Source organism: Amycolatopsis sp. NPDC004772 (assembly GCF_053601215.1).
This window is the reverse complement of sequence record NZ_JBSGBK010000008.1, coordinates 1-14176: the sequence shown is the minus strand read 5'-3', so window position 1 is coordinate 14176 and position 14176 is coordinate 1. Positions and strand designations below refer to the sequence as shown.

General features: G+C 70.6%; 13 protein-coding genes. 8 read left to right on the top strand and 5 right to left on the bottom strand.

What is annotated here, in order from left to right; all coding sequences use genetic code 11:
* The first annotated feature begins 42 nt into the window (after positions 1 to 42).
* From ACWEF6_RS07375 to ACWEF6_RS07355, 5 genes are all read left to right on the top strand, one after another.
* Complete coding sequence (locus ACWEF6_RS07375; protein ID WP_449682120.1) at positions 43 to 621, top strand: TetR/AcrR family transcriptional regulator; 579 nt, start codon at positions 43 to 45, stop codon at positions 619 to 621.
* 116 nt (positions 622 to 737) lie between these two features.
* On the top strand, positions 738 to 1919 hold the full coding sequence (locus ACWEF6_RS07370; protein ID WP_449682119.1) for a cytochrome P450: 1182 nt from the start codon (positions 738 to 740) through the stop codon (positions 1917 to 1919).
* Between the two features lie 38 nt (positions 1920 to 1957).
* Positions 1958 to 2776 carry a methyltransferase domain-containing protein gene (locus tag ACWEF6_RS07365; RefSeq protein WP_449682118.1) on the top strand — a complete coding sequence of 273 codons (819 nt, stop codon included), beginning with the start codon at positions 1958 to 1960 and terminating at the stop codon, positions 2774 to 2776.
* Positions 2777 to 2894: 118 nt separating this feature from the next.
* Entirely contained in the window at positions 2895 to 3389 is a 495-nt protein-coding gene (locus tag ACWEF6_RS07360; protein ID WP_449682117.1) for a nuclear transport factor 2 family protein, read from the top strand.
* Positions 3390 to 3666: 277 nt separating this feature from the next.
* Positions 3667 to 4989: a cytochrome P450 family protein gene (locus ACWEF6_RS07355; RefSeq protein WP_449682116.1), complete on the top strand. Its 1323-nt coding sequence runs from the start codon at positions 3667 to 3669 to the stop codon at positions 4987 to 4989.
* Positions 4990 to 5123: 134 nt separating this feature from the next.
* Here ACWEF6_RS07355 and ACWEF6_RS07350 read toward each other — a convergent pair whose 3' ends face one another.
* From ACWEF6_RS07350 to rfbH, 3 genes are read right to left on the bottom strand one after another with little or no spacing between them, the layout of a single operon-like run.
* Positions 5124 to 5453 carry a non-heme iron oxygenase ferredoxin subunit gene (locus tag ACWEF6_RS07350; RefSeq protein ID WP_310967747.1) on the bottom strand — a complete coding sequence of 110 codons (330 nt, stop codon included), beginning with the start codon at positions 5451 to 5453 and terminating at the stop codon, positions 5124 to 5126.
* Positions 5454 to 5465: 12 nt separating this feature from the next.
* Positions 5466 to 6731, bottom strand: a complete 1266-nt coding sequence (locus ACWEF6_RS07345; protein WP_310967746.1) for a cytochrome P450 family protein — start codon at positions 6729 to 6731, stop codon at positions 5466 to 5468.
* Between the two features lie 58 nt (positions 6732 to 6789).
* Positions 6790 to 8097: a lipopolysaccharide biosynthesis protein RfbH gene (gene rfbH, locus ACWEF6_RS07340; RefSeq protein WP_449682115.1), complete on the bottom strand. Its 1308-nt coding sequence runs from the start codon at positions 8095 to 8097 to the stop codon at positions 6790 to 6792.
* A 140-nt stretch (positions 8098 to 8237) separates the two neighbouring features.
* Between rfbH and ACWEF6_RS07335 the strand changes: the two genes are divergently transcribed.
* A complete protein-coding gene (locus ACWEF6_RS07335; protein ID WP_449682209.1) occupies positions 8238 to 9449 on the top strand; it encodes a glycosyltransferase in 1212 nt (403 codons plus the stop codon).
* A gap of 29 nt (positions 9450 to 9478) precedes the next feature.
* The gene (locus ACWEF6_RS07330; protein ID WP_449682114.1) at positions 9479 to 10102 is read left to right on the top strand and encodes a dTDP-4-dehydrorhamnose 3,5-epimerase family protein; all 624 of its coding nucleotides are present in this window, start codon (positions 9479 to 9481) and stop codon (positions 10100 to 10102) included.
* A gap of 55 nt (positions 10103 to 10157) precedes the next feature.
* Here ACWEF6_RS07330 and ACWEF6_RS07325 read toward each other — a convergent pair whose 3' ends face one another.
* On the bottom strand, positions 10158 to 11456 hold the full coding sequence (locus tag ACWEF6_RS07325; RefSeq protein WP_449682113.1) for an aminotransferase family protein: 1299 nt from the start codon (positions 11454 to 11456) through the stop codon (positions 10158 to 10160).
* Positions 11457 to 11458: 2 nt separating this feature from the next.
* Positions 11459 to 12460: a Gfo/Idh/MocA family protein gene (locus ACWEF6_RS07320; RefSeq protein ID WP_449682112.1), complete on the bottom strand. Its 1002-nt coding sequence runs from the start codon at positions 12458 to 12460 to the stop codon at positions 11459 to 11461.
* Between the two features lie 168 nt (positions 12461 to 12628).
* On the opposite strand from ACWEF6_RS07320, the gene ACWEF6_RS07315 reads away from it, so the two are divergent.
* Complete coding sequence (locus tag ACWEF6_RS07315) at positions 12629 to 14038, top strand: NDP-hexose 2,3-dehydratase family protein (RefSeq protein WP_449682111.1); 1410 nt, start codon at positions 12629 to 12631, stop codon at positions 14036 to 14038.
* The last annotated feature ends 138 nt before the right edge of the window (positions 14039 to 14176 follow it).

Below are 14176 nucleotides of genomic sequence, written 5' to 3'. Positions count from 1 at the left end.
GGCGTGAATAAGATGCGCAAGTGTTTCTTGAGGGAGGCCGGCATGGGTGAGCGGCGACGGGGCGCGGTCCTGGAGCAGGCGCTGCTGGACGCGTCCTGGCAGGAGCTCGAAGAGGGCGGCTACGCGCGCTTCACCATGGACGCCGTCGCCGCGCGCGCCGGGACCAGCCGCCCGGTGCTGTACCGCCGCTGGAGCGACCGGTCCGAGCTGCTGCGCGCGACGATCGTCCACGCCCTGCAGCGCAACCGCGTCCGCGCGCCCGAGGACACCGGCTCCCTGCGCGGCGACCTGCTGGCCCTGATGTCGGAGATCAGCCGGACCCGGGCCGAGTTCGTCACCATGATGAGCGTCCACCTGGCCGGGTACTTCGAAGAAACCGGCACCGACCCCACGGCCCTGCGCGAGGTCATCGGGCACGACCAGCCGCACGCGCTGGACGTCGTGTACGAGCGTGCGGCGGCCCGGGGCGAAGTCGACCTCGCCCGGCTCTCCGCCCGGGTCAAGGCCCTGCCGTTCACCCTGCTGCAACTGGAACTGCTCACCACGCTCAAGACCGTGCCCGTCGCGGCCCTCGAAGAAATCCTCGACACGATCGTGCTGCCGCTGCTGGGGACGGACTGACGGCCGTGCGCACCGATTCCACCAGGACTGAGGATGTCCCGGCCCCGAGTGGGCGGGCAGGCTGGGGTGCCGTCACCGGCCGGTCGCGTCCCGCGGCCACCACCGAAGGGAACGTCATGGTCGCTGTTGCCGACACCTGGGGAGCCCCGCAGTCGCTGTTCTGGCTGCACGGGCAAACGCCGGCCGAACCGGTCACCTTCGACCCGGCCACCAAGGTGTGGAACGTCTACGGCCATGCCGACGCGCTGCGGATCCTCAACGAGCCGGCCACCTTCTCCTCCGCGGTCCAGCGCAAGATCCCGATCGACGACCGGGTCAACGAGGGCAACCTGCTGCGCATGGACGGCGTGCCGCACGCCAAGCTCCGCAAGATCGTGAGCCGCGTCTTCACTCCGAAGGTGGTGGCGGGCCTCGAACCGAGGATCACGGAGCTGACGAAGGAACTGCTCGCCGACGTCGGCGAGCGCGACCGGTTCGAGCTGGTCGAGCAGCTGGCCTACCCGCTGCCGGTCATCGTCATCGCCGAGCTGCTCGGCGTGCCCGCCGAGGACCACCCGCTGTTCAAGCAGTGGGTGGACATGATGTTCCGCGGCCGCGAAGAGATCTTCATCGAGGCGGACGGCGACGAGAAGGTCGTCATGGACGGCGCCGAGGAAGTCCTCCGCTACATCGCCGAGCACGTCGCGCAGCGCCGCTCGAACCCCGGCGCCGACCTGCTCTCCAAGCTCGTCGAAGCCGAGGTCGACGGGGAACGCCTCAGCGACGCCGAAGTCGTGAACTTCGGCTTCGTGCTGCTGCTCACCGGGCACATCACCACGACCATGCTGCTGGGCAACGCGGTGCTCTGCCTGGACACCTACCCGGAGTGGCAGGACCGGGTGCGCGCCGACCGGTCGCTGGTGCCGCCGGTGATCGAGGAGTCCCTGCGGCTGCTCCCGCCGTTCGCCGCCGTTTCCCGGCTCACCAACGAAGAAGTCGAGCTGAGCGGGCAGCGGATCCCGGCCGACGAGCTGCTGATGGTGTGGCTCGCCGCGGCCAACCGGGACGCGACCGCGTTCCCCGGCCCGGACACCTTCGACCCGTCCCGCGACCCCAACAACCACCTGTCCTTCGGGCGCGGGGTCCACTTCTGCATGGGTGCGCCGCTGGCCCGGCTCGAAGGCCGCGTCGCGCTGAACACCCTGCTGGACCGGTTCCCGCGGCTGAGCACCGATCCGCAGGACCGTCCGGTGTTCAAGACCATCCCGATCATGACCGGCATCGACAAACTCCCGCTGCGCACCGGTTTCACCGGCTGAGCGCGACCCGCCCGAAGAACTTCTGCTGAGGAGCACAGGTGACGACGAATCCGGCGCCGTTCAAGGTCGGCGAGGCCTACGACAGTTTCGCGGAGCTGCTCGACCGGCTCTGGGGTGACAACCTGCACCACGGGTACTGGGACGACGCCGACGGCGGCATGACGCTCGAGGACGCCACCACCCGGCTGACCGACAAGCTGGCCGGGCTGCTGACCATCGAGCCGGGCGACCGGCTGCTCGACATCGGTTGCGGCATCGGCGAACCCGCCATCCGGCTGGCCGCCGCGCACGACATCACCGGGGTCGGGATCTCGATCGCGGCGGGGCAGATCGAGCGGGCGAACGCGCGCGCGGCCGCCGCCGGGCTGGCCGGGCGGCTGTCGTTCGAGCTCGCCGACGCGATGCAGCTGCCGTTCCCGGATGAGTCGTTCGACGTCGTCTGGGCGCTGGAATCGTTGCACCACATGCCGGACCGGTGGCACGTGGTCGAGCAGGCGGCCCGGGTGCTGCGGCCGGGCGGCCGGATCGCGATCGGCGACTTCATCCTGCGCGGCGGCGGGAAGACGCCCGACGCGTCCAGTGTGGACCTGGTCGAGATGGGCGCGCTGAAGCTCGTCGACGTCGACGAGTACCGCTCCCGGCTCGAGGCGGCCGGGCTGGTGCCCGAGCGGGTCGAGGACGTCAGCGACCACACCCGGCCGTCGTGGGACAAGGCGGCGGAGCGGTTCGAAGCGCTGCGGGAGCCGGCGCTGCAGCACATCGGGTTGCAGCAGTTCGAAACCACACTCTCGCGGTTCCGCCAGTTCGCCGACGAACCGGCGGTGGGGTACGTCCTGCTGACCGCGCGCAAAGCATGAGCTTCCCGTTTTCCACCCGGAAGAAAATCGCAACAAGGCAGGAGACGCCAAGAACATGAATGCAGGAAGAGTCGGTCGGACCACACGTGGATCCCTCCGTGCGGTCGGGCTGCCGGCGGTGCTGTTCGCCGCCCTCGTCACCGCGGGTTGCGGTGCCGGCAGCGCGTCCGGTGCGGACGCCCCCAAGACCGACGACCGAGGTGAGATCACCCAGCAGATCTACCGGTTCTACGCCGACATGGAAGAGCGGCAGTTCGACAAGCTGAACACGGTGCTCGCCGACGGCGTCGTCGTGAAGACCCCCTTCGGCACCACCACCGGGCGCGACAAGGTCATCGCCCAGACGGCGGAGGCGGCCAAGCAGGAGGATCGCGCCCAGCACGTCGTCACCAACGTCCTGGTGGACGTGACCGGCGACAAGGCCACCGTGCGCGCGTTCGTGGACCAGCTCATCGGCAGCAGCAAGACGCCACAGGGCAAGATGGGTCCCCAGCCCACGACGACGGTCAGTTCCGTGATGCGCTACGAAGCCACCAAGACGCCGGACGGCTGGCGCCTGTCCCACATCGAGGGCGACGTCCTGTGGGCCGCGCAGGCTGCCGCCGGGCAGTGAAACCGCGGTTCTGAACAGCCGGTGGGGTGAACCACCGACTGGGGGCCCGAACTTCCGACCGGCCGCGGATCGTGTCTCGCGAGAGGCGCGGTCCGCGGCCGGTTCGTTTCCGAAAAGGACACTCCGGACATCGCACGCAAAACCTCCCCGATGATCGCGAATTCCGGCCTCTACCAGGCCAAAGGCGGGCCGAACTACCCACGTGAGTAATGGTTCCGGCGCTCCGGCTGGGCGAATCTTGGCTGAATTCACCTGATCGCCCCTCGGGAGGGGATACATGGATACCAGCAGCGAGACCTGCCCCGTGGACACCGGCAGCACCGGGACCTGCCCCCTCGACATGAACGATCCGGAGCTGCTCCGCGACCCGTTCGGGGGCTACTCGCGGCTGCGCGAGGAAGGCCGCGTCGTGCGGGCCCTGTGGCCCGGCTCGACCACCCCGCTGTGGCTGTTCACCCGCTACGACGACGTCAAGGAAATGCTGGCGGACAAGCGGTTCGCGAACAACCCCGGCAGCGTGCCCGGTGCGGACGTCGAGAAGGTCCACCAAGAACTGGTCGAGGCGCTCGGGCTCGAAGAGAAGTACATCAAGATCTTCACCAGCAGCCTGCTCGACGCCGACGGCGAGGACCACGTCCGGTTGCGCCGGCTGGTTTCGCGGGCCTTCACCGCGCGGCGCGTCAACGACCTGCGCCCCCGCGTGGAGGAGATCACCGCGCGCCTGCTGGACGACCTGGAGCGGCAGGCGGCCGTGGACGACGAGGACGGCATCGGCGTCGTCGACCTCCTCGAGTACTTCACCTACAAGCTGCCGATCAACGTCATCTGCCAGCTGATCGGCATCCCCGAGCGCTACTGGCCCCAGTGGCGGCAGTGGGGCAAGGACGCGTTCTCGCTCGTCCCCGGCGCGCAGAACGAGCCGATGCGCGGCATGGTCGACCAGATCACCGAACTGGTCGCGCTGCGCCGCGCCGAGCCCGCCGACGACCTGCTGACCGGGCTGATCAACGCGCACGACGACGACGGCGACGGGCTCACCGAGACCGAGCTGATCACCATGGTGCTGACGCTGGTGCTGGCCGGCACCGAGAACACCGCGCAGACGATCGGCAACGGCATGATCGCCCTGCTCACCCACCCCGACCAGCTGGCCGCCCTGCGCGCCGAACCCGAGCTCATGCCGGGGGCGGTGCACGAGCTGCTGCGCTGGTGCGGCGCGTTGCACAGCACGCAGTTCCGGCACGCGGTCGAGGACGTCGAGATCGCCGGCGCGAAGATCAAGCAGGGCGAGAAGACGATGGGCATGCTCGTGGCGGCCAACTACGACCCGCGCCACTTCGAGGACCCGATGCGGCTCGACATCCGCCGCCAGACCGACGGCCAGCGCGAACTCCACGTCGGCTTCGGCGCCGGTTTGCACTACTGCCTGGGCGCGCACCTGGCCAAGCAGGAGTTCGAGGTCGCCTTCACCGGCCTGATCAACCGCTTCCCCGACATGGAGCTGACCGGCCCGCCGGAGAACCTCGACCGCGGCAACATGCCGGGCTCGTGGCGGCTCAAGCGCCTGCCGGTCCGCCTGAAGGGCGGGGCGCAGGCCTAGCAAGGTCTGCCGCGGCTTGTCGTGAGTGGTAATTCGGGTTAGAACCCTGATTACCACTCACGACCCCCGTGTTGTTCGTGCGAAACCGAAAGGGCCGCTCACGGTGAACCCGTGAGCGGCCCTTCGCTTGTCGATCAGTTGACGGCGCTGCCGGCGTCCACGAACACGTCGTCACCTTCGACGTGGACCCGGTAGACGTCCACCGGTTCGGTGCCCGGCGGGACGGACGGTTCGCCGGTCCGCAGGTCGAAGCACGCGCCGTGCATCCAGCACTCGATGCCCTTGTCGGTCACTTCGCCCTCCGACAGGCGCTGGAACGCGTGCGAGCACTCGTCCCGCAGGGCGTGCACCTCGTCGCCGTCGCGCACCAGCACGATCGGGACGTCTCCGACCTTCACGGCGAACGGTTTCCGGTCGTCGAGGTCGGACAGCGAGCACACCTTGGTCACATTCGGCGAACGCATGGCCTTCTCCGTTCAGGACTTCGGCGTGGCCAGGCGCACCGGGAGGTCCTTGGTCCGGGTGAAGCCCGGCCGCAGGATCCACGGGATCTCCGAGCGCGGAACCGCCAGCGTCAGGTCCGGGAAGCGCGTGTACAGCCCGCGCAGCGCCACTTCCGCCTCCAGGTAGGCCACGTGCTGGCCGAGGCAGCGGTGGATGCCCTTGCCGAAGCCGAGGTGGCTTTCGCTGCCGACGGCGAGCCGGTCGATCTTCAGCTTCTCCGGCTCCGGGAACTTCCGCGGGTCGCTGTTGGCGGCCATGATCAGCGGCACGACCGGCATCCCGCGCGGGATCACCGTGCCGCCCACCTCGATGTCCTCGGTGGCGAACCGCGGCTGGCCGAACTGGATCGGGCCGAGGCGCTGCAGCTCGCGCACCGCCTGCGGCCACAGCGTCGGGTCCGCCTTCAGCCGGGCGAGCTGGTCCGGGTGCTCGTGCAGGGCCAGCACCGAGTTGCCGATCAGGTACGTCGTCGTCTGGTGGCCGGCGGTGACCAGGCTGAACAGGATGCCGACCAGCTCGTCGTCGGTGGCGATGCCGGGGTTCTTGGCCTGCGCCTCGACGAGCGCGGTGACCATGTCGTCCTTCGGCTCGGCCCGCCGCCGCTCGATCATCGCGCGCGCCGCGACGAGCGTCTTGCGGACCTCCTCGGGCAGCCGCTTGCCGTCCAGGGTGGCCATCGCGTCACTCCACGCGCGCCACTGCGGGCGGTCCTCCGCGTCGACGCCGACCAGCTCGCAGATCACCGTGACCGGCAGCGGGTAGCAGTACGCCTCGACCAGGTCCACCGGCGTGCCGTCGCCGCCGGCCGCCTCCAGCTTGTCGAGCAGCTCGGCGGTGAGGGCCTCGACGCGGGGGCGGAACTTGCCGACGCGGTGCGCGGTGAGCGCGTAGGAGACCAGCTTGCGCAGCCGGGCGTGCTCCTCGCCGTCGGAGGCGTTGATGAGGTTCTTCAGCCAGGGGATCAGCTCCTCCGGCATGTCGAGGTGCCGGAAGACGCCGTTGCGGATGTCCTCGGCGGGGGAGTCGGCCAGCGGGTTGCACTGGAACCGCTGGTCCATCAGGACCTGGCGCACGTCTTCGTAGCGGGCGGCCAGGTACATCGGCGGGCCGCCCATGAAGCCGCCGATCTGCAGCGTCGGTGCCTCGCGGACCGCCGCGTGCGCTCCCCACGGGTCGGCGACCACTTCCGGGGAGAACAGGTCGACCGGTTCGGCCGAAGTCTCGGCAGTGGTGGTCATGGTTCTTCCTTTCGTGTTGGATCCGGTAGCGCACAGTCCCTTGTGGACGCCCGCGCGGTCAGTGCGTGGCGACGAACTCCTTGAGCGTGCCGATCACGTACTCGATCATCTCCGTGGTGATCCCCGGGTAGACGCCGATCCAGAACGTCCGCTCGGTGACGATGTCGCTGTTGGTCAGCGGGCCGGCGATGCGCTGCGGCTTGCCGATGTAGGCGGGGTGGCGGGTCAGGTTGCCCGCGAACAGCCGCCGGGTCCGGATGTTGCGCGCCTCGAGGTAGTCGACGACCTGCGGGACGTCGAAGCCCGCGTCCGGTTTCACCGTGATGATGAACCCGAACCAGCTCGGGTCGCTGCCCGGCGTCGCCTCCGGCAGGATCAGCCCGGGCAGGCCGTCGAGGCCTTCGCGCAGCTGGCGCCAGTTCCGCTTGCGGGCCTCGATGAAGTCCGGCAGCTTCGCCAGCTGGCTCAGCCCGAGCGCGGCGTGGATGTCGGTGCTCTTGAGGTTGTAGCCGACCTCGGAGAAGACGTACTTGTGGTCGTAGGCCTCCGGCAGCGTGCCGAGGTGCAGCTCGAACCGCTTGAGGCAGCGGTCGTCCTCGCCCGGCTCGCACCAGCAGTCGCGGCCCCAGTCGCGGAACGACTTCGCGAGCTTGGCCAGCTTGATGTCCGAGGACAGCAGCATGCCGCCCTCACCCATGGTCAGGTGGTGGGCGGGGTAGAAGGACACCGTCGAGAACCGGCCGAAGGTGCCGGTGAGCTGCCCGTTGTAGGTCGAGCCGACGGCGTCGCAGTTGTCCTCGATGAGGTGGAGGCTGTGGCGCTTGGCGATTTCGGCGACTTCGGCCACGGGGAACGGGTTTCCCAGCGTGTGCGCGATCATGATGGCGCGCGTGCGCGGCGAGATCGCGGCCTCGACCCGCTCGGCCGTCGTGTTGTACGTGCCGAGCTCGATGTCGACGAACACCGGGATCATGCCGTTCTGCAGGATCGGGTTCACCGTGGTCGGGAAGCCGGCCGCGACCGTGACGACCTCGTCGCCCGGCTTGAGCTGCTCGTCGCCCAGCGTCGGCGAGGTCAGGGTGCTCAGCGCCAGCAGGTTCGCCGACGAGCCGGAGTTCGTCAGCACCGCCTTGCGCCGCTTGAGCTTCCGGGCGAAGGAGGACTCGAACTTCGTCGCGATGGTGCCGGAGGCGATGCGCAGGTCGAGCGCGGCGGCCACCAGGGCTTCGCGGTCGGCGGCGTCGAGCACGGCCCCGGACGACAGGATCGGTGTCTGCCCCGGGATGAACGGCGCCGGCCCGGAGGTCTGGGCGTCGTGGTAGTCGCGGACCTGCGCCAGCAGGTCCGATCGGGCTGAGTCGACCATGTCGTATCGATTCCCTACGGACGAGTGCGGGTTGTCGCGGACCTTGCGCTCAAGTCACGCTAGAAGCGCTGCGATCGGGCGACATCCCCCAACGTGGTAGGGCCGTGCCGGGCGGGCGGCGGAGACTACCCGCGTTGGTGATGGCCCCGGACGGCGGCGTGGGCAAGCTGGAGCCGACCACGAGCCAGCCCTGGGAGGACGATCTTGTGAAGGTTCTTAATCTTGCCGGGGTAGCCCCGTCGACCGTGTTCAGCCACGTCCCCCTCGCGAACGCGCTGCGCAACGTCGGGCACCAGGTCATGACGACCGCGTCGGTCGACGAACTGCTCGACACGATCGCCGGCGTGGGGCTGTCGGCCGTGCGCACGACCGCCGAAGGGGTGTCCCCGCGCCAGATCATCGCCGAGAGCGGCCTGACGCACGTGCCCGCGGATCCCCGGGAACGCGAGATCATGTCGGGCCGCTGGTACGCGCACATGGAGTACGTGACCCTCGACGCGCTGCTGGCGCTCAGCGAGGACTGGCGCCCGGACGTCATCATCAGTGGCGCCGCCTCCTACGCCGGCCCCCTGCTGTCCGCTCACCTGGGTGTGCCGTACGTGCGCCACGCCTGGGACATCCACAGCCCGGCGCTGATGGACTCCGCCGCCGTGGAGCAGCTGCGCGACCAGCTGACCGAGCTCGGCCTGGACGGCCTGCCCGAGCCCGCGATGACGATCGAGATCACGCCGCCGAGCCTGCTGACCGCGGACGCCGCCTCGGCGCAGCTGATGCGGTGGATCCCGGGCAACTCGCAGGCCGTGGTGGAACCGTGGATGTACACCAAGGGCGCCGGCACCCGGATCGGCGTCACCGTCGGCACCGGGGTGGCGAATTACCGCCAGTACGACTTCCTGCAGGGCATCGTCGAGCAGATCGCCACGCTGGACGCCGAGGTCGTCGTCGCGGTGACCGAGGACGCCCTGCCGGAACTGCGCGAGCGGCTGAAGAACGTGCGGGCGGGCTGGATCCCGCTGGACGTCGTCGCGCCGACGTGCGACGTCCTGGTGCACCAGACCGGCGGCAGCACCATGATGACGGGCCTGGCCCACGGCGTGCCCCAGGTGCTCATCCCCGACCCCAACCAGTACCGCGCCTGCGACATGGCCCGCCGGCTCGCCGAAACCGGCGCCGCGGCCGTGCTGACGCCGGACGAAGCCACCTCCGCGGTCATCGCGAAGACGTGCGGCGAGCTGGTCGCCGACCCGTCCTACGCCGCGGCCGCGCGCGGGCTCGCCGGAGAGATCGCCGCCCTGCCGTCGCCGCACGAAGTGGCGCTGCGCATCGAGCGGCTCGTCCGGGAAGCGTCCTGACCGAGATGGGCAGCGTCACGACCCGGAGCATGACCGTCCGGCCGCTCGCCATCGACGGCGCGCACCTCGTCTCGTCCAAGTCCTTCGGTGACGGGCGCGGCGACTTCTTCGAGGTCTACCGCGAAGACGTGCTGACCGAGGCGCTCGGCTACCGGCCGCGGTTCCTGCAGACCAACGTCTCGACGTCGTGCCGCAACGTGGTCCGCGGTGTGCACGGCGCGCTGACCCCGCCCGGCCTGGCCAAGTTCGTGACGTGCCTGCGGGGTTCGCTGCTCGACTTCGTCGTCGACGTGCGGACGGGCTCGCCGACGTACGGCCAGTGGGACATGATCGTGCTCAACGCCCACGGCGGCACGGCGGTGTACGTGGAGGAGGGCCTCGGCCACGCGTTCGTGGCCCTCGAGGACGACACGTGCGTCCAGTACCTGCTGTCCGACCTCTACCGGCCGGCGGAGGTGCTCACCGTGCAGCCGCTCGACCCCGAGATCGGCCTGCCGCTGAACCTGCCGGGCGAGCCGATCCTGTCCGAGCGCGACGCGGCCGCGCCGACCCTGCGGGAGGCCGGCGAGCTGGGCCTGCTGCCGCGGTACGACGAATGCCTGGCCCTGCGGGCCGCCCGCGTCCGGCTGACCGAGGCCGCGGCCGCTTCCTGAATTCCCGCAACGCAAGAAGGCCCCGGGACCGCGGTCCCGGGGCCTTCTGCCGTGCTCAGCTCAGCTGGGTCAGCGCCGTGCGCAGGGTCTCGCCGAGGAAGTCGAGGTCGGCGTCGGACGCGTTCAGCGGCGGGGCCACCAGCAGGCCTTCACCCGTGCGGTCGGGCCGGAAGCCGACGTACGGGTACAGCAGCAGCCCCTTGCTCCTGGTGATCCGCATGACGTCGCCGATGGTCCCGGGGGCCAGCTCGATGCCGTGGAAGTACCCCAGGCCGCGGACGTCGGTCACCACCGACTGGCCGCGCACGGCGTCGGCCACGAGCCGGCCGAGGGCGGCGCCGCGGACTTCATCGCGGTCGAGGGCGCCGAGGTCGTCCAGCACCGACAACACCGCCAGGCCGGCCCGGCCCTGCAGCGGCGTCGCCGACATCGTGCCCATCAGCGGCAGCCACTTGCCGCTCGTCATGATGTCCTCGGCCAGGTTCGGCGAGATCATCGTGGCGGCCAGCGGGACGTACCCGGCGCCGAGGCCCTTCGACAGCGTGACGATGTCCGCCGCCGAGCCCGGCGTGTGGTGCGAGGCCAGCGGGAGGCCGGTGCGGCCCAGCCCGGTGAGGACCTCGTCGTGGATGACCAGGACGCCGAACTCGTCGCAGACCTCGCGCAGCGCCTTCAGGTACCCGGCCGGCGGGACGTACCCGCCGCCGGTGGTGCCGTTGACCGGTTCCATCAGCACCGCGGCGACGGTCTCCGGCCCGGCCGCGACGATCGCGTCTCGCACCGCCCGCACGCACTCGACGCGGCAGGCGGGGAACGGGCAGTCGAGGTGCTGGCCGGGGTAGGGCGGGTTGAACGCAGGGGCGAGGCCGAAGCTGTCGTCCTCGTGCGGCCGCCGCGACCGGTGGCCCGACAGCGCCAGCACGAACGCGCTGTTGCCGTGGTAGCCCAGCGACGACGTCAGGATCTTGTGCCGGCCCTCTTCGCCGCGGGCGCGCTGCACCAGCCGGGCCAGCGCGATCGCCGACTCCGTCGCGTGCGTGCCGGTGGGGGTGAACATGACCCGGTCGTCCGGCCGGTGCACCGCCCGCGCGGTGGCCGCGGCCAGCTGCTCCATGAGGTCGGGCGCGAACGTGCCGGGGCTGGCGTAGGTGCAGATCCCGACCTGGTCCCGCAGCGCCTCGACCACCACCGGGTGGGCGTGGCCGATGTTCACGTTGACGATCCCGCTGGCGCCGTCGAGGTACCGCGTGCCGTCGGAGGCGAAGACCCACGACCCGGCGGCGTGGCTGTAGGGGATCGGGGGGATCTGCAGCCGGGCCGCCAGCAGCTGGGACGGCGCTTTCTGCACGGTCATCGTCACGATCGGATTCCTCCTGGCTCGGTGGCGTGATCGACGTGGAGCCTCGCCTTGGTGCGGATGTCGTCGACGAGCACGGCCTGCCGCAGCACGTCGTCGTTGTCGGGGAGCCGCCCCGAACGGACGGCGGCCGCGAACGCGTCCAGGGTGTTGGCCACCTGGTCGTCGGGCGGCAGCGGGATTTCCTCGACGCCCGTGCTCCGTTCGAGCCGCAGCAGCGGAACGTGCCCGGCGGGCGGGGTGAAGGCGTGGTCGAGGACGAGCCGCCCTTCGCTGCCCCAGAGTTCGTACCCGGACCGGTAGGCGTGGTCGATCCCGAAGGTCGCGGACGCGCCGACGCCGTCGCCGGTGCACAGCAGCGCCTGCCCGGCGGAGTCGACGGGGTGGCCGTGGCGCCGGGTGAGCACCGCCGAGACGACCTCGATTTCGCTGCCCAGGAACGACATCGCCGCGCGCACCGGGTAGACGCCGGTGTCCAGCAGGGCCCCGCCGCCGAGGTCGGCGCGGTGGCGGATGTCGCCGGGCGGCCGGGCCGGCACGGCGAACGCGGCGTGAAACGCCCGCAGTTCGCCGATGACGCCGTCGGCCAGCAGCTTCCGGACCGCCACGTGCTGGCCGTGGTGGAGGAACATGACGTTCTCCATCAGCACGAGCCCGGCCGACCGGGCGGCGGCGATCAGCTCGCGGGTCCGCGACACGCTGGTGGTCAAGGGTTTCTCGGCGAGCACGTGCTTGCCGGCGGCCAGCGCCCGCTCGATCCATTCGGCGTGCGAAGCGTTCGGCAGCGGGAGGTAGACGGCTTCGACGTCGTCGAGGTCCAGCAGCGCCGAGTAGCCTTCGACCGCGCGGCAGCCGTAGCCCCGGGCGGTGTCCGCGGCCTTGCCGGCGTCCCGGCTGGCGATCGCCGCGACCTCCGTGCCGGGCCGGGCCGCCATGGCCGGGAGCAGCTTCCGGACGGCGATGCTCGCGCAGCCCATGATCCCGATGCGCAGTGGGGCCACCGGATCTCCTTCGCGCGGTTCGGGCGTTGTCCGTCCTACACGCTAGGACCGCGCGCAGGCTCCGGGCATCCCTCGTCCTGATAGCGCCTCGACCGTCCTATCAGGTCGGGGGATGCCCGCCGCGGCGCGGCCGTCCTACGCTCGCCGGACGCCGAGGAAGGGAGTGACGTGGTCCACAGCGCGATTCACGAGGACACGGCCCGGGACGGACGCCCCGACGACGCGGTCATGTCCATGGCGGACTTCCACTCCTGGTTCAACGCGCGGGCGCGCGCGAACAGCTTCCGGGTGGACCGGATCCCGTTCGCGGACCTGTCCGGCTGGGACTTCGAGCCCGACACCGGCAACCTGGTGCACAGCAGCGGCCGGTTCTTCTCGGTCGAGGGCCTGCGCGTGCGGACCGACCGGCCCTGGGTGAGCGAGTGGGCCCAGCCGATCATCGTGCAGCCGGAGATCGGCGTGCTCGGCATCCTCGTCAAGCGGTTCGACGGCGTCCCGCACTGCCTGATGCAGGCGAAGATGGAGCCGGGCAACATCAACGGCCTGCAGATCTCGCCGACCGTGCAGGCCACCCGCAGCAACTACATGAAGGTCCACGGCGGCGCGGCCACCAAGTACATGGAGTACTTCCGGCCCGGCTCCCGCGGCCGCGTGCTGTTCGACGGCCTGCAGTCCGAGCAGGGGTCGTGGTTCCTGCACAAGCGCAACCGCAACATCGTCGTGGAGACCGATGACGACGTCCCGCTCGACGAGGACTTCTGCTGGCTGACGCTCGACCAGATCCGCCGCCTGCTGCGGCTGGACCACATGGTGAACATGGACTCCCGGACCGTCCTCGCGTGCGTCCCGCCCGCGCTGTCGCGGCCCGACGACCGGACCGACGGCGACGGCTCGTTCGCCGAAGCGGTCCACCGTTCGCTGTCCGGCCGCGGCCGGCCCCGGCACGAGCCGGGGCACGTCCTCAGCTGGCTCACCGAGGTGCGCGCCCGCCAGGAGCTGGTGCAGCGCCGGGTGCCGCTCAAGGAGATCGTCGAAGACGGCTGGCAGCTCGGCCACGAGGTCATCGACCACCGCGACGGCAAGTACTTCGACGTCGTCGCGGTGTCGGTGCAGGCCAGCAACCGCGAGGTCACGTCGTGGACCCAGCCGCTGGTGGCGCCCCGGCAGTCGGGCCTGCTCGCGTTGCTGGTCAAGCGGATCGGCGGCACGCTGCACGCGCTGGTGCAGGCCCGCAGCGACGCCGGCACGCTCAACATCGCCGAGCTGACCGCGACCGTGCACTGCCAGCCCGGCAACTACGCCGACGCGCCGGCGGAGCACCGCCCGGCCTACCTCGACTACGCGCTGGCCGCCCCGACCGGCCGCGTGCGGCTGGACGTCGTGCACTCCGAGGAAGGCGGCCGGTTCTACCACGCGCAGAACCGCTACCTGGTGATCGAGGTCGAGGACGGCTTCGCCCCCGAGCCCGACGACCGGTTCCTCTGGACGACGCTGAGCCAGCTGATGTCCCTGCTGTCGCACAGCAACTACCTGACGGTGGAGCTGCGCAGCCTGATGGCCGGCATGCGCAGCTTCTGACACCTGCCGCACTGTCGTGAGTGGTAAGGCGGGTTAGAACCCGCCTTACCACAACCACCAAGTGTAGACACACGGGCGCCAGCGGGTTTGGAAGGGGGCCCCCCCGGCGGCGAGCCCCCCCCGGCCCGCCGGGGCGGA

What these genes read in the sequence shown, in the direction of transcription:
- ACWEF6_RS07330 (WP_449682114.1), top strand. Translation starts at nt 9,479, where the DNA reads ATGACCGTCCGGCCGCTCGCCATCGACGGCGCGCACCTCGTCTCGTCC.
- ACWEF6_RS07325 (WP_449682113.1), bottom strand. Translation starts at nt 11,456, where the DNA reads ATGACCGTGCAGAAAGCGCCGTCCCAGCTGCTGGCGGCCCGGCTGCAG.
- ACWEF6_RS07355 (WP_449682116.1), top strand. Translation starts at nt 3,667, where the DNA reads ATGGATACCAGCAGCGAGACCTGCCCCGTGGACACCGGCAGCACCGGG.
- ACWEF6_RS07375 (WP_449682120.1), top strand. Translation starts at nt 43, where the DNA reads ATGGGTGAGCGGCGACGGGGCGCGGTCCTGGAGCAGGCGCTGCTGGAC.
- rfbH (WP_449682115.1), bottom strand. Translation starts at nt 8,097, where the DNA reads ATGGTCGACTCAGCCCGATCGGACCTGCTGGCGCAGGTCCGCGACTAC.
- ACWEF6_RS07370 (WP_449682119.1), top strand. Translation starts at nt 738, where the DNA reads ATGGTCGCTGTTGCCGACACCTGGGGAGCCCCGCAGTCGCTGTTCTGG.
- ACWEF6_RS07350 (WP_310967747.1), bottom strand. Translation starts at nt 5,453, where the DNA reads ATGCGTTCGCCGAATGTGACCAAGGTGTGCTCGCTGTCCGACCTCGAC.
- ACWEF6_RS07335 (WP_449682209.1), top strand. Translation starts at nt 8,238, where the DNA reads ATGGCCCCGGACGGCGGCGTGGGCAAGCTGGAGCCGACCACGAGCCAG.
- ACWEF6_RS07345 (WP_310967746.1), bottom strand. Translation starts at nt 6,731, where the DNA reads ATGACCACCACTGCCGAGACTTCGGCCGAACCGGTCGACCTGTTCTCC.